The sequence below is a fragment of the Streptomyces sp. NBC_00285 genome (genome assembly GCF_036174265.1).
Taxonomy (GTDB): domain Bacteria; phylum Actinomycetota; class Actinomycetes; order Streptomycetales; family Streptomycetaceae; genus Streptomyces.
This window is the reverse complement of sequence record NZ_CP108055.1, coordinates 8,021,442-8,040,486: the sequence shown is the minus strand read 5'-3', so window position 1 is coordinate 8,040,486 and position 19,045 is coordinate 8,021,442. Positions and strand designations below refer to the sequence as shown.

The window sequence follows — 19,045 nt, the reverse complement described above, 5'->3', positions numbered from 1 at the left end:
CGGTGTCCGGTGCGGTGCATGAACGGGACGCTAGGCGGCCCCGGTCACCTACCGATCCCAGGTTCGACCGCCTGTTCGTGGACGACGTACGCTCCCCCCATGCCGCCGACGAGCCGGCCGACCGACGAGCGGCGGCCGCGTGCCCAGGTCATCGACCTGGCCTGGCGTGGTCTCGGGCCGGGTCGGGAGTCGCTGAGCGGGCCCGGCGGAGCACCGCTGACGCGCACGGTCAAACTGATCGTGCTGCCGCTGATCGTCCGGCCCGCGCTGCGTCCCGAACTCGCGGCGGACTTCCTCGGCCCGGACGAGGCGGGCCAACTGGACTCACTGGTCCGGGAGTCTGGTACGCGACTCGTGGCCACGGCACAGTGGTTCACGCTCCTGAAGAAGACCCGCCGGGCGCTGGGCGTCGTGGCCGGCAACCCCCAGGATCTGTACTTCCAGCGCTGTTTCGAGCTGGCCACCGAGCACGGGGCACCCGCGGCCGGCGCGGACGCGCTGGCCAGGGCCGTGGTCGAGGATGTGGCGGACGCGGGCGGCGGACGCACGGTGGAGGCGCTGAAGGACTGCCTCGCGGACGCCGCTCTGCGGGCCCGGCTCGACGCGAAGTTGGCCGTCGGATGGGAAGGCCACCGACCGGCCACGGACGCGGTCGAGGCCGAGACCGGAGCTGTGACTCTGGCTCTGGCTCTGGCGGCCGACGCCCTCGAAGCCTGCGGCGGGCCGGGGCCGGCGGAGCACTCGCCGACCTACGCGTCGATGGTCGAGGCCGAGCACGGCGCGCTGTTCGGCCGGACCCTGTGGACGCACACGAGCGGGATCTGGGGCGGCGCGGACCCGCCCGCACATCTGGGGCTGACGGCGCGGCCGGTGCCGGCGCGGCCCGAGGTCGGCCGCGGTGCCTCGACGGCCACGCTTCCCGCGCCGCTGGACCGCACGCTCTTCGAGCGGCTCTTCGTCGTGCTCCAGTCGTCGGCCCGACGCGAGGAGCTGCCGACTGTGCCGGAGCTCGTCGACCGGGAGACCGGCCGCAGTTGCGCCCCGCTCGGCCTGTACGACGAGAGCCTGCGCGTCACCGTCGTCCTCGGCGGGCGGCTCGCGGTCGGCCTCGACCCGCTGGGCACCGGGGAACCCGCCGCGGGGCGGACCGCGGCGCACCGGGCCGTCAACAGCCGCTGGCGACGCGAGGCCTCGGTCCTGCGCGCCCGCAGGATGACCGTTTCTCCCCGGCCCGACCCGGACGGCGGCGCCCTGGACGCCCTCGCCCAGGACCTCCGTACCCCCTGGGCCGCCTACATGCGGCGGCTGTGGGTGCGGCTGCACGGACGGGACGTCCGCGACGCACCGCTGGACGACCTCGCGTCGGCCTGGACGGTGCTCGACGGAGTCGCCCGCTCGGTGATGATGGACCACCGCGCCAAGGTCCGGGCGGCGCTGCGCGCGCTGCCCACGACCGCCGTGGAAGCGGCCGAGCCGAGGAGCGCGTGATGCCGGGGCCGGGCACGGAGATCCATGTCACGCCGGGCGGCGACGGCACGGTCCGGGTGGCCCCCGCGGCTCTTCTCACCTACGACGGCACGGTCGCCGCCGGCCCGGACTTCACCCGGTCCGTGCTCGACGTCACGGGAGCAGTGCTGATCCGGCCCGTTCTCGGGGGGCCGGGGCTGCCCGTGGCGGAAATCCATGACGCGGGGCGGGCGCAGCAGTGGCTGTGGGCGGTCTACGGTCCACGCGTCGCCGCCGCTGTGCACGCGTGCGCGGCGGGAGCCCAGGAGCCCCTGGTCGTGAGCGGGTCGGGAGGCCGGCCGACCGCTCTCGCGAACGCCGCCGCCCGGCTCGCTTTCGGGCACTGGGCCTCCCGCTGGTGGCCGGCGTCGTACACGGACGGCATCGCGGCACTCGAACCAGGCGTACTGGGGCTGGAGTTGGCGGCGCTCACCCACCAATGCCAGCAGCTCTTCGACGACTTGGACGAGAGAAGCGAGGTGAGCGGCGCCGACTTCGACGCCCGTCTCGACGGCACCGGAACCGAACTGGACGACTGCGCGGCCGAACTGATCGAGGATCACCTTGCCGCCCTCGACCCGCTGCTCCAGTGGTGGCACGCCGGACCACAACCAGCCTCGACAGCACGCCACTTGGAAAGCGTCCTGCGGCTGGTCGACGACGCGGCGGACTGCGCCGGGCTGGACGGACCGGACCTGCGCCGCCTCCGCGCGTCCCTCGACGGGGAGCGGGAGAACGGCAGTACCGTCCCCGCAGGCGCACCGATCGATCCCGGCACGCTGTTCGCCCGGCGGGCCGGCTACGCCCTCGCGGCGGGCGAACCGCTCCTCGCGGGCGGCCGGGTGATCGCCCGGGGCTCCGGGACCAACGACTGGCGCCGCTGTCCGCCGGGCTTCGTCGACGCTGCCGAGGACTCGGTGTCCTGGACCGCCCGTGCGCTCGGCGCCCGCCGACGGATCGAGGTAGAGGTGGTCGCGCACGTCACGGCACCCGTCGACGGTGTGCCGCTCGTCGCGGAGGTCCGGGTGAACGGCGGCCGTCCGAACCGGGTGCCCCTCGCCCGGCGGGACGACGTGTGGACCGGCCGCGCGGATCTGGATCAGCCCCGGGGCCAGGACCTGCCGTCCGCGACGGCACCGCCACGCATCGAGGTCGGCGTCCTGCTGCCCGGCTTCGACCCCGGCCCCGGGCCCGACGGCCGCGCCGACCGGGACGCGGTCCGTGCCCTCGCCCGGCGTCGGCTGACCGACGCGGCACGGTCCCGCCCATACGACGCGGACGGCACGGAGCCGTTTCTCGCCGAGACCCTCGCCGCCGCTGCCACCAGTGAGGACTACTGACGGATGCCGGACGAGAACACCAGCGGGCCCGTCGACCCGGAGACCTGCGAGCCCGCCGCCTCCCGCGCCGCCGCGGACGACGCACCGGTCCCGCTGTACGGAGACCCCTTCGACAGCGGTCTCGCCCTGGCCCACGAACACCACATGGCCGCCGACTTCGAGGCCGCGTGCGCCGTCCTCGGCGAGTTGCTCGGCGTGGCCGAGTCCCTCGACGACTCCCCCGACGTGCGGTTCCTGCGCGCGCACCTGTCGGCCGACCTCGGGAGTGTTCTCCTGAGCGTTTCGGACCTGCCCGGCGCCGAGGACGCCGTGGACAGGTCCCGTGCTCTCCTCGACGGCATCGCGTCGGCGCCGATGGGGCCACGAGGCCGTCAACTGTGGCTGGAAACCGTGCTGAAGACGCTGATCGCCAGGTCCGACCTGCTGCGCAGAACGGGGCGTCCGGACCAGGCGCTGGCCTGTCTCGACGAGGCCGCGGCCCTGCTGTCCGGGTTCGACGATCCCGACGGGCTGCGGGGCGCCGAAGTCGGTCTGAACCGGGTGCTCCTGCTGATGGACCGGGGCGAGTGGGGAACGGCCGAGGAACTGGCGACGCTCCAGCTGGCCGGCGCTCCGGCGGGCGCGGCGGAGGTGGTGCCGCGTCTGCTGGCCGCGCTCGGTGTGATCTGTTCCTCGACGGGGCGGTTCGACGCGGCCGAGGACCACTTCGCCCGCGCCGAGGACGCCTTCCGGGCGTTGGGGGACACCGGCGAGCAGCAGACGATGCTCGCGCACCGGGCGTCCCTCGCGATGCAACGCGGTGAACTCGACCTGGCGGAGAGGCTGTTCACCGAGGCGTCCGCCTTCTTCGAGCAGCAGCGGCGGTTCGGTGAACTCGCCGTCTGCGAGCAGGCCCGGAGCTTTCTCGCCGACCGGCGCGGCGACGCCCCGGGTGCGCACGATCTCCTGGCGGCGAGCCTGGAACGGTTCGCACAGCTCGGCGCCACGGTCGCCGCCGCCGACACCATGCTGCTGGGTGCCCAACAGGCGTACGAACGGGGCGACATCGAGGAGATGAAACGGCTGGCGCAGGGGGCCCGCGACGTCTACCAGGAACGGGGAATCCTGGAGCGGTGCGCGCAGGTCGACCTCATGCTCGCGCGCGCCCTTGAGGACAACCTGAACCGGACGGACCACGGCGACCACGAGACGCGGTCCGTCGACACCGCGCTCTCCCTCGCCGTTCCGGCCGCCCTGGCACTGGCCGCCGGGCGCCACGACTTCGTCACCGCCCAGGCCCGCAGCCAGTGGCTGCAACTCGCGGACGACGCCATGCGGTTGGCGTTCCGGCTCGCCGTGCGCCGCCAGGACCAGGGGCTCCTGTTCGAGCTGGTGGAGCACCGCTGCGCGGGCGCGGCGGTGCTCCTGGGCGGTCCGCCGGGGGCCGTGACGCCGCCCGGGGACACCCCACCGGTCTTCCCGGACGCGGGCATGAAGACGTACGGCGACGCCGACGACGGGACGATGACGCTCGGGGGCGTGGCGACGGAGGCCGCCGCCTCTGCCGGGCTGCGTGTCGCGCCGCCACCGAAGGTGCGGATGTCGGCGGAGTCCGGCCGGGTGGCGCTCCAGGAGTTCATCGCGGGGGCCGAGTTCCGCTACGGGCGGCGGATCGTGGACGAGGAGGAGGTCCCGTTCTGGTTCACCGACGACCTGACGAACCGCCCGGTGGTCCAGGTCCGGCTGGCCGACGCGGGCGATCTGTTCATGACCTGGACGTGGGCCGGCGGCGCCCGGGGGTTCGGCACCGGCCACGGCCCCGCCGCCGAAGTCGACCGGGCGGTGGGCGAGTTGGCCGCCGCGCTGCCCGGGGCGGGTGAGGGAGCGGCGGGGATGCGGCGGGCGTTCGAGTCGGGCGCGCTGACAGATCCCCGTGCCGAGCGCCGACTCGCCCGGACGCTCGCGGAAGCCCTCTGGCCACAGGGGCTGACGGCGCAGATACGCCAGGTGTCGGAGCACGCGGGCCGCCCGCTGGTACGGATCCAGCCGTCGCCCCGGGTGGCCCAGGTGCCCTGGGAGCTGCTGGCCGTCGACGACGACGATGTCCGGCTCCTCGATCTCGCGGACGTGGTGACCACCACGCCGACGTCGTTGCGACGGCACAACGCCCCTGAGCGTGCGGTGCGGGACACCGACCCGGTGGTCCTCGTCCTCGACCCCCGGGTGCCGGGGTTCCGGGCCGACTCCCCGCTCGGCTCGGTCCTGGGGCCTCCAGGCTCGGACCCGCAGCTGCTGGAACTGGTCCGGGCCCGTCTCGACGCGGGCGCCGTCGAGCCGGCGCCGGACACCCCGGCCGACGCGTTCCGCCGTACCGATCTGGACCGGGACTGGCTGAGCGGCGTACTCCGCAAGGGGGCACGCAGGCTGCTGTACGTCGGTCACGTCAGCGGGGCACCGGTCGAGGGCGGTCAGAGCGAGAACGGCGCCCTCCACCTGTGCTGCGGTCCGCAGAGCACCGGCCTGGCCGAGGCGGTCCGTACCCATCGGCCGCTGTCGGCCAAGGACCTGCTGCTGGGCACGCTTCCCCTGCGGGCCGACGGGGAGCCGGGCGCGCGGATCTGGCCGGCGCCGCCGCGGGTCGCGCTGATCGGCTGCGAGAGCGGTGGCGATCTACGGTTCGCCGAGTCGTTCGGCCTGGCCACGGCGATGATCCACAACGGTGCCGAGCTGGTCACCGCCACCCGCTGGGTCCTGCCGACCAGCTTCGCGTTCCACCGGCTGGCAGGTCTGCCGGAGTCCGTGAGCCCGCTGTCGGAGGCGGTCGTCGCCGTCGACACCGCCCACGAGCACCCCGACCCGGTGCACCGGCTGGGCCGCTGGCAGCGCGAGCAACTGGACCGCTGGCGCGAGGGCGGGCGGATCGAGCACTCACCGCTGCTCTGGGCGGCCATGACCTGCATCGTGGTGTGACCGCGGCCGACGGTCCGTACGACCGTGGCCCGGAGGGAACGCGGCGGCACTCCGCGCGCGTTGATCGCCTATCTTGGCGCGTATGCAGTCCTACACGATCGGCCAGGCCGCCCGGCTGCTCGGCGTGAGCCCCGACACCGCGCGGCGGTGGGCGGACGCCGGGCGGATGCCCACCCACCGGGACGAGGGCGGCCGACGTCTCATCGACGGCAAGGACCTGGCCGCGTTCTCGGTGGAGCTGGCCAAGGGCGACGGCGGCGAGGAGGAGATCTCCCACACGTCCGTCCGCAACGCCTTCCCCGGCATCGTCACCGCCGTGAAGCTGGGCGATGTCGCCGCCCAGGTGGAGATCCAGGCGGGCCCGCACCGGCTGGTGTCACTGCTGACACGGGAGGCCGTGGAGGAACTCGGCCTGGAGGTCGGGGTTGAGGCCATCGCCCGCGTGAAGTCGACGAACGTCCACATCGACAGGGCCTGACCAGGGCTTCCTCGTGTGATTCGGTCGCACTCGTCCGGCATCGGCCGCCGAGTCCTGCCTTCCGCACGGCCGCACGGCCGTATCTGGACGCACCTCCCGTACAAACGCACATACCAACCTGGTGGATCATGATTCTGGCTCATGCAAAGGCACAGGAGACTTTTGCCTGGCATCTGCGCCAGTATCATCCAGGACCGTAAGTGATCGTGCGTGAGGACCAGAGGAAGTGGACTCGTGATGACCCGTACCGTGCGCCGGAACCGCCGGAGTCTGTCGGCAGCCGGGGCAGGCGTCGCCGCGCTGCTGGCCCTGAGCGCCTGTTCGTCGTCCGACTCGGACTCCTCGTCGACGAAGGCGGACTCCTCCGCGTCGGACAAGCTCTCCGGCACGGTGACCGTGTTCGCCGCCGCCTCGCTCAAGGAGAGCTTCACGACGCTGGGCAAGGCGTTCGAGAAGGCCCACCCGGGCACGAAGGTGACCTTCAGCTTCGGCGGCAGCGACTCACTGGCCGCGAGCATCACCGGCGGCGCCCCCGCGGACGTGTTCGCCTCGGCCAGCCCCAAGACGATGAAGATCGTCACGGACGCGGGGGACGCCACCGGCACACCCGTCACCTTCGTGCGCAACCAGCTGGAGATCGCCACCCTGCCCGGAAACCCGGGCAAGGTCGCGTCGCTGAAGGACCTCACGAACCCGGACCTGAAGGTCGTGCTGTGCGACAAGGAGGTGCCCTGCGGTGCCGCCGCCCAGAAGGCCCTGGACGCGAGCAGCCTGAAGCTCACACCGGTCTCCTACGAGCAGGACGTCAAGGCCGCGCTGACGAAGGTCGAGCTGAAGGAGGCCGACGCGGCCGTCGTCTACAAGACCGATGTGCACGCGGCGGGTGACAAAGTGGAGGGCGTGGAGTTCCCCGAGTCCGCCGGCGCCATCAACGACTACCCGATCACCCTCCTCAAGGGCACACGGAACACGGACGCCGCGAAGGCGTTCGTCGCACTCGTGCGGTCCGCCGACGGCCAGAAGGTCCTGACCGGGGCCGGGTTCCTCAAGCCGTGACCCCGACCGACAGGGCCGACGGCAGCCGTGGCGTACCGCTGCCGCTGCTCGTGCCCGCGTTGATCGGCCTGGCGTTCCTGATCGTGCCGCTGGTCGCGTTGCTCGTACGGGCGCCCTGGCGCAGCATGCCCGGTCAGCTGACCAGCGCCGACGTGTGGCAGGCGCTTCAGCTGTCCCTGCTCTGCGCCACGGCCGCGACCGCGGTGAGCCTGGTGCTGGGGGTACCGCTGGCCTGGCTGCTGGCCCGTGTCGAGTTCCCCGGGCGCGGTCTGGTCCGCGCCCTGGTGACGCTGCCGCTCGTGCTGCCGCCGGTCGTCGGCGGTGTCGCGCTGCTCATGGCGCTGGGCCGCAACGGTGTCGTGGGCAAGTGGCTGGACACCTGGTTCGGGATCACGCTCCCCTTCACCACCACCGGCGTCGTGATCGCGGAAGCCTTCGTGGCGATGCCGTTCCTCGTCATCAGCGTGGAGGGCACCCTGCGGGCCGCCGACCCGCGCTACGAGGAAGCGGCGGCGACCCTGGGCGCCTCCCGCTTCACCGCGTTCCGCCGGGTCACGCTGCCGCTGATCGCGCCGGGTATCGCAGCGGGCGCGGTACTGGCCTGGGCGCGGGCGCTCGGCGAGTTCGGCGCGACGATCACCTTCGCCGGCAACTTCCCCGGCCGCACCCAGACCATGCCGCTCGCCGTCTACCTCGCCCTCCAGAGCGACCCGGAAGCGGCCATCGCCCTCAGCCTGGTCCTGCTGGCCGTGTCCGTGGCGGTGCTGGCGGGGCTGCGCGACCGCTGGATGACAGCGCGATGACCGGGACCGATGCGGACGGGGACGAGGGCGAGGACGGGATGTCCGGCACCGACGAGAGCGGGACGACCGGGACGGGCACGAGCCGGACGACAGGGCCCGGATCGAGGAGCACGACCGAAACCCCCGACATCCGCTCCGCCGCCGAGCACGACCGGCACCCCGCCGACCGCCCCGACAGCACGCCCGACCTCGGCAAGCGCTCCGACGCCCCGCACGACCTGCACCCCGGCAACCGCCCCACCACCGCCCCCGCCGGCCTCGACGCACGTCTCGTCGTGGACCGCGGGTCCTTCCGCCTCGACGTGTCACTGTCCGTCGCGCCCGGCGAGGTCGTCGCCCTGCTGGGTCCCAACGGTGCCGGAAAGACCACCGCCCTGCGCGCCCTCGCCGGTCTGACCCCGCTCACCGACGGTCATCTACGGCTGGACGGCGCCGCGTTGGAGCGTACGCCGCCGGAGTCCCGTCCGGTCGGCGTGGTCTTCCAGGACTACCTGCTCTTCCCGCATCTCTCCGCCCTGGACAACGTCGCCTTCGGCCCGCGCTGCCAGGGTGCGACCAAGTCGGAGGCCAGGGCGCAGGCCACCGGATGGCTGGACCGCATGGGCCTCGCCGCCCACGCGGGCGCCAAGCCCCGCAGGTTGTCCGGCGGTCAGGCCCAACGTGTCGCCCTGGCACGGGCGTTGGCCACCCGCCCCCGACTGTTGCTCCTCGACGAGCCCCTGGCGGCCCTGGACGCCCGCACCCGCCTGGAGGTCCGCGCCCAACTCCGGCGCCATCTGGCCGAGTTCGAGGCCGTGGCCGTACTCGTCACGCACGATCCGCTGGACGCCATGGTCCTCGCCGACCGTCTCGTGGTCGTCGAACACGGTGAGGTCGTCCAGGAAGGCGTTCCTTCCCACATCGCCCGTCACCCCCGTACGGACTACATCGCCCAACTGGTGGGCCTGAATCTCTACCGGGGCGAGGCCGAAGGCCACAGGGTCCGTCTCGAAGCGGGGTCCACCCTCACCACCACGGAGGACCTCTCCGGTCCGGTCTTCGTGGCGTTTCCGCCAAGCGCCGTGACCCTCCACCGCGAGCCACCCGCGGGGTCCAGCGCCCGGAACCACTGGCGCTGCGAGGTGGTCGGTCTGGAGACCCACGGCGACCAGATCCGCGCCGACCTCACGGGCGAACTCCCCCTGGCGGCGGACCTCACGACGGTGGCCGCGGCCGAACTGGACCTGCACCCGGGGGCAGTGGTCTGGGCAGCGGTGAAGGCGACGCAGACACACGCGTACCCCGTCTGACCCACCCCACCGGCCGGCCGCCCCCCTCCTTCACACCGCACCGCTGCACGGCTGCACCGCACCCGGCCGCACAGTCGTGACCGGGCGCAGCGCGTTCACCCGAACGGCCTCCCGGACAAGCCTCCCGGCCCGCCCGTTCCTAGCGTGAAGGCACGCGTGGCGCGCCGACCCCGCCCACGCCGGACCACGGGACCACCGGACCGAAGGACCACCGGACCGAAGGAGGAGACCATGCCCCTGGGCAACCTCGAACAGACCTCCGACTCGATGGCAGGCATCCGGTGACGGCCGCGGACACCACGCCCGCCCTGCGGTGCGCGAGCCACCAGTCCGGACCGCGGGACGGGGAGGAGTGCGGTGCCCGCGCCCGCTTCGAGATCTCCTGCCATGCCCGGCCGCCGCTGATCGTGTGCCCTCAACACCTGGGCCCCGCCCTGCTGTTGGCGAACGGGGTGCGATGGCCCCCGGAGATCAGACTGGTGCGGTGAGAGCGCGGCGTCTGCTCCGCCGGGCTCAGCCCGCCGTCAGCGTGATGTCCTGCTGCTCGACCGCGTGAAAGCGGGGCAACGGCAGGCCGCCCTGGGGGCTGAGTTCCATGAGGGTGGCCTCGACACGGGCCTGCCCCGGCTCCAGGGCACCCGGGGCGGGCTTGCCGGCGTTCTCCCAGACGCGCTCGACGCCGTCGCACACCGCGCGGGTGCCGCCGATGCCCTGCCGGACCGACGGGGAGCGCTGGCCCACGGACGAGCTCACGAACACGGGCCCTGTGCCGCCGGTGCAGCGGTAGGTGCCGGAGAGCGTGACCGTGCCGTCCCCGGCGATACGGCCGACGGGGTCGACGGTGACCGTCTCGTCGGCGTCGGCGTCGGCGCTCGCGGGCAACGCGGGGGCGGCGAGCAGGAAGAGCACTGCACCGGCGGCAGCAGCGGCGATGAAAGCGGGGCGCACGGACATGGGGGTACCTCCCGGATCAGTGGAGTGAGCGCATCCACTGCTACCGGGAACGCGCGCCGACAGTCGTGATCGTCACTCCTTCGGTGGCGAGTCCGCACCGAGCGTCGTGGAACCGTCCGAGAGTTGTCCGCGTGTTGTCACGCTTCATGTCGGGCCGTTCCGATGAGTTCGCGACGGGGGCATGGTCTACACATACGGATACGGACCCCATAGGGCCGATCCTACGAATGTGGAGGTGCGCCATGTGTTCTTACCAGTCTTCGTGCGCTTCGTCCGACCGCAGCACCCCGCACGTCGTCGCCGCCCACCCCGAGCAGGGCTGGAACCTGCTGTGCACCGGCGCGATCGTCTTCGACGACACCGGCGAGCTGCTGCCCGACGGCCGGATCGTCGCACCGCACCGGGAGCCGGTCGGCCGGCTGGCCGTCGCCGCCTGACCGCTCCCAGGCCGGCCGCGTAAGGTCCGGCGCGCGGCGGCGACTTTGGCCGGCGCCCGGCTAGGGCAGCACGGCGATGCCGTCGAGCTCCACCACAGCCTGGTCGTCCCACAGCCGTACGACCTCCACGACCGCCATGGCCGGGTAGTCACGGCCCGCCAACTCCCGCCAGATACGGCCGAGTTCCCGGGCCTGCGCGCGGTACGCGGCGATGTCGGTGGCGTAGACGGTGACGCGGGCGAGGTCGGACGGGGTACCGCCGGCGGCCGCGAGCGCGGCGAGCAGGTTGCTGAGGGCCCTCTCGAACTGCTCCGGCAGGGAACCGTCGACCACCTTCCCGTCGGCGTCCAGGGCCGTCTGCCCGGCCAGGAAGACCACTCGGGACCCGCCGGCGACGACGGCGTGCGAGAAGCCGGTGGGCGGGGACAGCCCGGGCGGATTGACACGCTCGACGCTCATGAAGCCTCCCTCGTCGCCGTGACGTGCCCGGCACTCACGACGTCTCCCCCGCCGCCGCACCCGCCGTGGCGTCCACGGCCGGCACTCTCGCGTACAACTCCTTTGCGATGATGCTCCGTTGGACCTCGCTGGCCCCTTCGTAGATGCGTGGGGCGCGCACCTCCCGGTACAGGTGCTCCAGCAGATGGCCCCGCTGCAGGGCGCGTGCGCCGTGCAGTTGGACCGCGGCGTCGACGACGTACTGCGCGGTCTCGGTCGCGAGCAGCTTCGCCATCGCCGCCCGCTTGGGCACGCCCGGGTCGCCCTCGTCGTACGCCGTCGCCGCCGCGTACACCATGAGACGGGCCGCGTCCGTGCGCAGGGCCATCTCGGCGACCGTGTGGGCGACGCTCTGAAGATCCCTCAACTTGCCGCCGAAGGCGTCCCGTCGGGAGGTGTGCGTGAGAGTCGCGTCCAGCGCCGCCTGCGCCATGCCGACCGCGAAGGCGCCGACGCTGGGCCGGAACAGGTTGAGGGTGCCCATGGCGACCCGGAAGCCGCGGTCGACGTCGCCGAGGACGTCGTCGGCGCTCACCGGCACGGCGTCGAAGGCGAGGGCGCCGATGGGGTGCGGGGAGAGCATGTCGAGCGCGGTGCCGGTGAGCCCGGGACGGTCGGCGGGCACGAGGAAGGCGGTCACCCCACGGGCTCCGGCGCCGGGGGTGGTCCGGGCGAAGACGGTGCAGAAGTCGGCCTCGGGGGCGTTGGAGATCCAGCACTTCTCCCCCGTGAGTCGCCAGCGGGAGGGGCCGTCGGGGACCGCGGACAGCGCCAGCGCCGCCGCGTCCGACCCCGCCCCGGGCTCGCTCAGCGCGAACGCGGCCACCGCGCTGCCCTCGCTCACCGCGGGCAGCCAGCGCTCTCGCTGGGCGGGGGCACCGTAGGCGTGGACGGGATGGGCGCCCAGGCCCTGGAGGGCGAGGGCGGTCTCCGCCTCCGTGCAGGCGTACGCGAGGGACTCGCGCATCAGGCAGAGATCGAGCGCGGTGGAGGTGAACAGCCTTTCCAGCAGGCCCAGTTCGCCGAGTTCGGCGACCAGCGGGCGGTTCACGCGGCCCGGCTCGCCCTTGTCCGCGAGCGGTCGCAGCCGTTCGGCGGCGAGGGTGCGCAGCTCCGCACACCAGGCGGTCTGTGATGGTTCGAGCGAGAATGCGGGCATTGCCGGTCCCCTCTCGACAGGGCCCTACGGCGGGGCCCTCAGACAGTATCGCGTGCCGTTGACTGTCGTCACCAACACGATACGCTCCTTGTGCGAGCCCACCATCGACGCCCACAAAGCGGCCCACACGGCAGGGGGCGACCCGCCATGTACGTCTCGGCCCACGTCGACACCTTCGCGCGCGACCACCTCCCACCCCCCGACCAGTGGCCGGAGCTCCTCTTCGACCTGCCGGAGCTCCGTTACCCCGATCGGCTGAACTGTGCCGCCGAGCTGCTGACGGGCCCGCCCGACGACCGCCCGGTGTTCCACACCCCCGCCGGGGACACATGGACGTACGGCACACTGCGCGCCCGAGTCGACAGGCTCGCGCACCTCCTCACCTCCGACCTCGGGGTCGTCCCCGGCAACCGCGTCCTGCTGCGCGGCCCGACCACGGCCTGGCTCGCGGCCTGCTGGCTGGCCGTGCTGAAGGCGGGTGCCGTCGCCGTGACCGTGCTGGCCCAGCAGCGGCCGCACGAACTGGCCACCATGTGCGAGATCGCACGCATAGAGCACGCCCTGTGCGACATACGCGCCGTCGACGACCTCGCCAAGGCCGAGATACCGGGCCTCAGGATCACCACGTACGGCGGCGACGGCCCCGACGACCTCCTGAACCGCGAGGCGCCCGGGACGCCGTACACCGCCGTGCAGACCGCGGCCGACGACGTGGCGCTGATCGCCTTCACATCGGGCACCACCGGACGCCCCAAGGGCTGTATGCACTTCCACCGGGATGTGCTCTCCATAGCGGACACCTTCTCGAAGCATGTGCTCCAACCACATGTGGACGATGTGTTCGCCGGCAGTCCCCCGCTCGGTTTCACCTTCGGGCTCGGCGGTCTGGTGATCTTCCCGATGCGCGCGGGCGCCAGTTCCCTCCTCCTCGAACAGGCCCACCCCAAGCAGCTCCTGCCGGCCATCGCCGAGCACCGGGTCTCGGTGTTGTTCACCGCCCCCACCGCCTACCGCGCGATGCTCGACGAACTCGACGCGTACGACGTCTCGTCCCTGCGCCGCTGTGTCTCCGCCGGCGAGAACCTGCCCGCGGCCACCTGGCGTGCCTGGCAGGAGCGGACCGGGCTGCGGATCGTCAACGGCATCGGCGCCACCGAGCTGCTGCACATCTTCATCTCCGCGGCCGACGAGCACATCCGGCCCGGGACGACCGGGGTGGCCGTACCCGGATGGCACGCGCGCGTGCAGGACACCGACGGCGAGCCCGTGCCCGACGGCGAGCCCGGCCTGCTCGCCGTGCGCGGCCCCGTCGGCTGCCGCTACCTCGCCGACCCCCGCCAGCACGAGTACGTGCGCCACGGCTGGAACATCACCGGCGACACATACATCCGTGAGAACGATGGGTACTTCCGCTATGTGGCCCGCGCGGACGACATGATCATCTCCGCCGGGTACAACATCGCCGGACCGGAGGTCGAGGACGCGCTTCTGCGCCACCCCGACGTGGTCGAGGCGGCCGTGGTGGGCCGGGCCGACGAGGTACGCGGTCAGGTGGTCGTGGCCTACGCCGTCCTCAAGGAGGGCGCCGAACGGGACACGGAGGCCCTGCGCGCCTTCGTCAGGACCGAACTGGCGCCCTACAAATGCCCGCGCGAGATCGTCTTCCTCGACGCGCTGCCGCGAACACCGACCGGCAAACTCCAGCGGTTCAGGCTGCGCACCGATGGTGACCAGCAGTGATCCACACGACCTAAGATGATCAACGTGTCCGACCAGCATGCACCACGGTCTCTCATCGTCACGTTCTACGGCGCCTACGGCCGCTTCGTACCCGGCGCCGTGCCCGTCGCCGAGCTGATCCGGCTGCTGGCCGCGGTCGGCGTGGACGCCCCCTCCGTACGCTCGTCGGTGTCCCGCCTCAAACGGCGCGGGCTGCTGCTGCCGGCCCGTACGGCAAAGGGCTCGGCCGGCTACGAGCTGTCGCCCGACGCCCGCCAGCTGCTCGACGACGGCGACCGGCGCATCTACGCCGCAACTCCGCCCGAGGACGAGGGCTGGGTGCTCGCCGTGTTCTCGGTGCCGGAGTCGGAGCGGCAGAAACGCCATGTGCTGCGCTCACGGCTGGCCGGGCTCGGCTTCGGCGCGGCGGCCCCCGGCGTGTGGATCGCCCCGGCGCGGCTGTACGAGGAGGCCCGGCACACGCTCCAGCGGCTGCGGCTGGAACCGTACGTCGACTTCTTCCGCGGCGAGCACCTCGGCTTCGCGGCGACCGTCGAGGCGGTGGCCCGCTGGTGGGACCTGGCCGCGATCGCCAAGGAGCACGAGGCGTTTCTCGACCGCCACGCGCGCGTGCTGCGCGACTGGGAGGCCCGGGCCGACACCCCGCCGGAGGAGGCCTACCGCGACTACCTCCTCGCCCTCGACTCCTGGCGCCATCTGCCCTACGCCGACCCCGGCCTGCCCGCCCCCCTGCTCCCGGAGGACTGGCCGGGCGAGCGGGCGGCCGCGGTGTTCCGGGGACTGCACGAACGGCTGCGGGACGCGGGTGCCGCCTTCGCCGGGTTGTGATCCCCGACGCATCATGTGCGCCTCCGCCGGTCCCACCGGCGCGTTCATCCTGATCGACCCGGCGGACGGCGCCACGCTGACCGCGGGAATGGCCGAACTCGGCTGACCGGGATGCCGTCAAGTCCCCAGCGTGAGCCGGGGTTTGGGGGCGTCCGTGCGTCCGGTCTGCGGGCGGCGGCTGCCCGCGCGGTACGGGTCGGGCCAGACGGCGCCGGGGCCGTCGTAGCCCTGCTCGGCGGCCGCGTGCAGGGTCCAGTTCGGGTCGTGGAGGTGCGGGCGGGCCAGTGCGCACAGGTCCGTACGCCCGGCCAGGATCAGCGAGTTGACGTCGTCCCAGGAGGAGATCGCACCGACCGCGATCACCGGGATGCCGGTCTCGTGACGGATCCGGTCGGCGTACGGCGTCTGGTACGACCGCCCGTACTGCGGGTGTTCCTCGGCCACGACCTGCCCGGTCGACACGTCGATCGCGTCGGCGCCGTGCCCGGCGAAGGCGCGGGCGATCTCCACCGCGTCCCCGGCCGTGTTGCCGCCCTCGGCCCAGTCGGTGGCGGAGATACGCACGGTCATGGGCCGCTCCCGGGGCCACACCGCCCTGACGGCGTCGAAGACTTCGAGGGGGAAGCGGAGCCGGCCGGTGAGCGAGCCGCCGTAGGAGTCCGTGCGCCGGTTGGTCAGCGGGGAGAGGAAGCCGGAGAGCAGATAGCCGTGCGCGCAGTGCAGTTCGAGGAGGTCGAATCCTGCACGGTCGGCACACCGGGCGGCCGCCGTGAACTGCTCGCGGATATCGGCGAGTTGGTCGTGGTCGAGCTCGCGAGGGATCTGGCTGTCGGGCCGGTACGGAATCGGGGACGGCGCCACGACGGGCCAGTTGCCGTCCGGCAGCGGTTCGTCGATGCCCTCCCACATCAGCTTGGTCGAGCCCTTGCGGCCGCTGTGGCCGAGTTGCACGCCGATCGCGGTGCCCGGTGACCGCGCGTGCACGAAGTCGGTGATCCGTTTCCAGGCCCCGGTCTGCTCCCCGTCGTAGAGGCCGGTGCAGCCGGGTGTGATCCGGCCCTCGGGAGAGACGCACACCATCTCGGTCATCACCAGGCCCGCACCGCCGAGCGCCCGGGCGCCCAGGTGAACCAGGTGGAAGTCGCCGGGGAGGCCGTCGGTGGCGGAGTACATGTCCATCGGTGACACGACGACCCGGTTGCGCAGGGTCAGGCCGCGCAGCCGGAACGGGGTGAACATCGGGGGCGTACCGGGCTCGCAGCCGAACTCGCGTTCCACGGCGCCGGTGAAGTGGGCGTCGCGCAGGCGCAGGTTGTCGTGGGTGACGCGGCGGCTGCGGGTGAGCAGGTTGAAGGCGAACTGCCGGGGCGGCTGGTCGAGGTACAGGCCGAGGTTCTCGAACCACTCCAGGCTGGCGCGGGCGGCGCGTTGCGTGGAGGCGACGACGGGTTTGCGCTCCGCCTCGTAGGCCGCCAACGCCCTTTCCAGTGAAGGCTGTTCGTCCAGGCAGGCAGCCAGGGCGAGGGCGTCCTCGACGGCGAGCTTGGTGCCGGAGCCGATGGAGAAGTGGGCGGTGTGGGCGGCGTCGCCGAGCAGCACGACGTTGCCGTGCGACCAGTGCGCGTTGGACACGGTGCGAAAGGTCGTCCATGCCGAGTGGTTCGACCTCAGCGGGCGGCCGCCCAGCGCTTCGGCGAAGATCTTGGCGCAGCGCTCGGTCGACTCGTTCTCGTCGAGGTCGGAGAATCCGGCCGCCTGCCAGACCTCCGTACGCATCTCGACGATCACGGTGGACGCGCCGGGGGCGTAGGGGTAGCCGTGGAGCTGCATCACGCCGTGTTCGGTCTCGGCGATCTCAAAGCGGAAGGCTTCGAGGGCGAAGTCCGCGGCGAGCCAGATATAGCGGCAGTGGTGCGGGGTCACATGGGGGCGGAACACATGGCTGTGGGCCTCGCGTGTGGTGCTGTTGACTCCGTCGGCCGCGATGACGAGATCGTGGGTCTGTGCCAGGTCGGGCGGGGCCTCGGTGCGGAAGCGCAGGTGGATGCCGAGGGCACGGCAGCGGTTGTGCAGGATTTCCAGGAGCCGCTTGCGGCCGAGGGCGGCGAAACCGTGGCCTGAGGAGGTGTGGCGTGTGCCCCGGTGCACGATGTCGATGTCGTCCCAGCGGACGAATTCGCTCTGCAGTGTCTCGTGGACCACCGGGTCGGCGTGCTCGATGCCTCCCAGGGTTTCGTCGGAGAGGACCACTCCGAAGCCGAAGGTGTCGTCGGGGGCGTTGCGTTCCCAGACGGTGATCTCTCTGCGCGGGTCCAGGCGCTTGAGCAGGGCGGCCGCGTAGAGTCCGCCCGGGCCGCCGCCGACGACCGCCACGCGCAGTGGGCGGCCGGACGGGTGGGGAGTCGGCATCCTCAACGCCCCTGCCACTTCGGCGGCCGCTTCTCCGTGAACGCCCTGTGGAACTCCGCGTAGTCCTCGCCGTTCATCAACAGGGCCTGGGTTGCCGCATCCAGCTCCACGGCCGCCGCCAACGGCATGTCCAGCTCCGCCGTCAGCAGGGCCTTGGTCTGGGCGTAGGCCAGTGCCGGGCCCTCGGCCAGGCGGCGGGCCAGGGCGGAGGCGGCCTCGCCCGCGTTGCCTTCCTCGGTCAGTTGACTGATCAGGCCGATGCGCTCGGCCTCGGGGGCGCGGACCGGTTCGCCGAGCATGAGGAGACGTGTGGCATGGCCGAGGCCGACCACGCGAGGCAGCAGATAGGCCGCCCCCATGTCGCCGCCGGACAGGCCGACCCTGGTGAACAGGAACGCGAACCGGGCCGACGGGTCCGCCACCCGGAAGTCGGCGGCCAGGGCCAGCACCGCCCCCGCACCCGCCGCCACGCCGTGCACGGCCGCGATCACAGGGAACGGACATTCCCGCACCGCCCGCACCACCTGGCCGGTCATCCGGTTGAAGTCCAGAAGCTGGGCGGTGTCCATGGCGAGTGTCGCGCCGATGATCTCGTCGACGTCGCCGCCGGAGCAGAAGCCGCGGCCCTCGCCGGCCAGGACCAGGGCCCGGACGGAACGCTCACGGGACAGCTCGGCGAGCAGATCGCGCAGGTCGGCGTAGGCGCCGAAGGTGAGCGCGTTGAGTTTCTCGGGGCGGGCGAGGGTGACCGTGGCGACGCCGTCGGTGAGGTCGACACGCAGGTGCTGCCAGTCGGGGGTGCGGGCGGCGGAGCCGGTGAAGGGGCTCATGATCGTGCGGCCTCCTCGTGCTCGAGCGGTGCGAGTGGCGAGGCTCGGAGATGGGCTCTCCCTCTCGAAGTTATCACCCATCTTTGACTGTCGTCATGACTGCGCGATAGAGGGATGCAGAGGTGACCTGGACCCGTCACAGCCGTCACGGCTCGTCGACAGACAGGCAACGGTGGGATCAGCGGCGGGAGGCAAGCCGTTGCTACGGGTATGCCGCCTGCCAACGGGGCCGAAGGTCCCGTACGGCGCCCGCCGGACGCCCCTGCCGACGGCGCCGTACCATTCATACGGTTGAAAGCAGGACAGCCTGCTCATGAACGGAACCGCCTTGCAAGATCGCCCGCCAGCCTCCGCCTCCTGGCGCATCGCGCTGCCGCACTCCGCCGCGGCCGTGCCCGTGGCACGCGCTCTGGTCCGCACCGCGCTGGCCGAGCTGGAGCACGGGGCGGACAGCGACACCGCGGAGCTGCTGACGGCCGAGCTGGTGGCGAACGCCGTGGAGCACACGGCCGGCGACACCCCCATAGAGCTCGTGGTCGAGCTGCTCCCCAGCGGCTGTCAGGTCGAGGTCCACGACCCGGACCCGGCGCCGCCGGGTCACCTCACCCAGCCGGACACCCAGGACCCGGACCCCTGGCAGGAACACGGCCGCGGCCTTCTGCTGATCCGCGCCCTCAGTTCGTCCTGCGGCCACCGCCCCACGGAGTCGGGCAAGGCGGTGTGGTTCCGTCTGTCGGCGGTCCCGCCGCAGTGGCGCCCGGCGTGAGGC

The 19,045-nt window shown here is 72.6% G+C and carries 17 protein-coding genes; 12 read left to right on the top strand and 5 right to left on the bottom strand.

Translation table 11 applies throughout. The features are described 5' to 3' along the window. The first annotated feature begins 99 nt into the window (after positions 1-99). The 8 genes from OHT57_RS37045 (at position 100) to OHT57_RS37010 (ending at position 9,909) form a co-directional block, all read left to right on the top strand. Positions 100-1,488 (top strand): hypothetical protein, encoded by a 1,389-nt coding sequence (locus OHT57_RS37045; RefSeq protein ID WP_328751128.1) that lies wholly within the window; start codon positions 100-102, stop codon positions 1,486-1,488. Then, positions 1,488-2,846: a hypothetical protein gene (locus OHT57_RS37040; protein WP_328751127.1), complete on the top strand. Its 1,359-nt coding sequence runs from the start codon at positions 1,488-1,490 to the stop codon at positions 2,844-2,846. The genes OHT57_RS37045 and OHT57_RS37040 overlap by 1 nt, the downstream gene beginning before the upstream one ends. A 3-nt stretch (positions 2,847-2,849) precedes the next feature. Beyond that, positions 2,850-5,795, top strand: coding sequence for a hypothetical protein (locus OHT57_RS37035; RefSeq protein WP_328751126.1), 2,946 nt, complete (start codon positions 2,850-2,852; stop codon positions 5,793-5,795). 82 nt (positions 5,796-5,877) lie between these two features. Further along, entirely contained in the window at positions 5,878-6,273 is a 396-nt protein-coding gene (locus OHT57_RS37030) for a TOBE domain-containing protein (RefSeq protein ID WP_328751125.1), read from the top strand. A 237-nt stretch (positions 6,274-6,510) separates the two neighbouring features. After that, positions 6,511-7,329: a molybdate ABC transporter substrate-binding protein gene (modA, locus tag OHT57_RS37025; RefSeq protein WP_328751124.1), complete on the top strand. Its 819-nt coding sequence runs from the start codon at positions 6,511-6,513 to the stop codon at positions 7,327-7,329. Beyond that, the gene (modB, locus tag OHT57_RS37020; protein ID WP_328751123.1) at positions 7,326-8,132 is read left to right on the top strand and encodes a molybdate ABC transporter permease subunit; all 807 of its coding nucleotides are present in this window, start codon (positions 7,326-7,328) and stop codon (positions 8,130-8,132) included. Before modA ends, modB begins: the two co-directional genes overlap by 4 nt. Further along, positions 8,129-9,421, top strand: a complete 1,293-nt coding sequence (locus OHT57_RS37015; RefSeq protein ID WP_328751122.1) for an ABC transporter ATP-binding protein — start codon at positions 8,129-8,131, stop codon at positions 9,419-9,421. The genes modB and OHT57_RS37015 overlap by 4 nt, the downstream gene beginning before the upstream one ends. Positions 9,422-9,702: 281 nt before the next feature. After that, positions 9,703-9,909, top strand: coding sequence for a hypothetical protein (locus OHT57_RS37010; RefSeq protein WP_328751121.1), 207 nt, complete (start codon positions 9,703-9,705; stop codon positions 9,907-9,909). Between the two features lie 25 nt (positions 9,910-9,934). Here the strand turns inward: OHT57_RS37010 and OHT57_RS37005 are convergent, their stop codons facing one another. Next, positions 9,935-10,375: a DUF6299 family protein gene (locus tag OHT57_RS37005; protein WP_328751120.1), complete on the bottom strand. Its 441-nt coding sequence runs from the start codon at positions 10,373-10,375 to the stop codon at positions 9,935-9,937. Between the two features lie 242 nt (positions 10,376-10,617). Between OHT57_RS37005 and OHT57_RS37000 the strand changes: the two genes are divergently transcribed. Then, positions 10,618-10,812, top strand: a complete 195-nt coding sequence (locus tag OHT57_RS37000) for a DUF5999 family protein (protein ID WP_328751119.1) — start codon at positions 10,618-10,620, stop codon at positions 10,810-10,812. A gap of 60 nt (positions 10,813-10,872) precedes the next feature. Here OHT57_RS37000 and OHT57_RS36995 read toward each other — a convergent pair whose 3' ends face one another. Further along, positions 10,873-11,271 carry a RidA family protein gene (locus OHT57_RS36995; protein ID WP_328751118.1) on the bottom strand — a complete coding sequence of 133 codons (399 nt, stop codon included), beginning with the start codon at positions 11,269-11,271 and terminating at the stop codon, positions 10,873-10,875. Positions 11,272-11,305: 34 nt separating this feature from the next. Beyond that, positions 11,306-12,469, bottom strand: coding sequence for an acyl-CoA dehydrogenase family protein (locus OHT57_RS36990; protein ID WP_328751117.1), 1,164 nt, complete (start codon positions 12,467-12,469; stop codon positions 11,306-11,308). 147 nt (positions 12,470-12,616) lie between these two features. On the opposite strand from OHT57_RS36990, the gene OHT57_RS36985 reads away from it, so the two are divergent. Next, positions 12,617-14,209, top strand: a complete 1,593-nt coding sequence (locus OHT57_RS36985) for an AMP-binding protein (protein ID WP_328751116.1) — start codon at positions 12,617-12,619, stop codon at positions 14,207-14,209. A gap of 15 nt (positions 14,210-14,224) precedes the next feature. After that, positions 14,225-15,037, top strand: a complete 813-nt coding sequence (locus tag OHT57_RS36980; RefSeq protein ID WP_328751115.1) for a PaaX family transcriptional regulator — start codon at positions 14,225-14,227, stop codon at positions 15,035-15,037. A 117-nt stretch (positions 15,038-15,154) separates the two neighbouring features. Here OHT57_RS36980 and OHT57_RS36975 read toward each other — a convergent pair whose 3' ends face one another. Further along, positions 15,155-17,446 carry a bifunctional salicylyl-CoA 5-hydroxylase/oxidoreductase gene (locus OHT57_RS36975; protein WP_328751114.1) on the bottom strand — a complete coding sequence of 764 codons (2,292 nt, stop codon included), beginning with the start codon at positions 17,444-17,446 and terminating at the stop codon, positions 15,155-15,157. A 2-nt stretch (positions 17,447-17,448) separates the two neighbouring features. Continuing rightward, on the bottom strand, positions 17,449-18,276 hold the full coding sequence (locus OHT57_RS36970; protein WP_328751113.1) for an enoyl-CoA hydratase family protein: 828 nt from the start codon (positions 18,274-18,276) through the stop codon (positions 17,449-17,451). Between the two features lie 313 nt (positions 18,277-18,589). Between OHT57_RS36970 and OHT57_RS36965 the strand changes: the two genes are divergently transcribed. Further along, on the top strand, positions 18,590-19,042 hold the full coding sequence (locus tag OHT57_RS36965; protein ID WP_328751112.1) for an ATP-binding protein: 453 nt from the start codon (positions 18,590-18,592) through the stop codon (positions 19,040-19,042). The last annotated feature ends 3 nt before the right edge of the window (positions 19,043-19,045 follow it).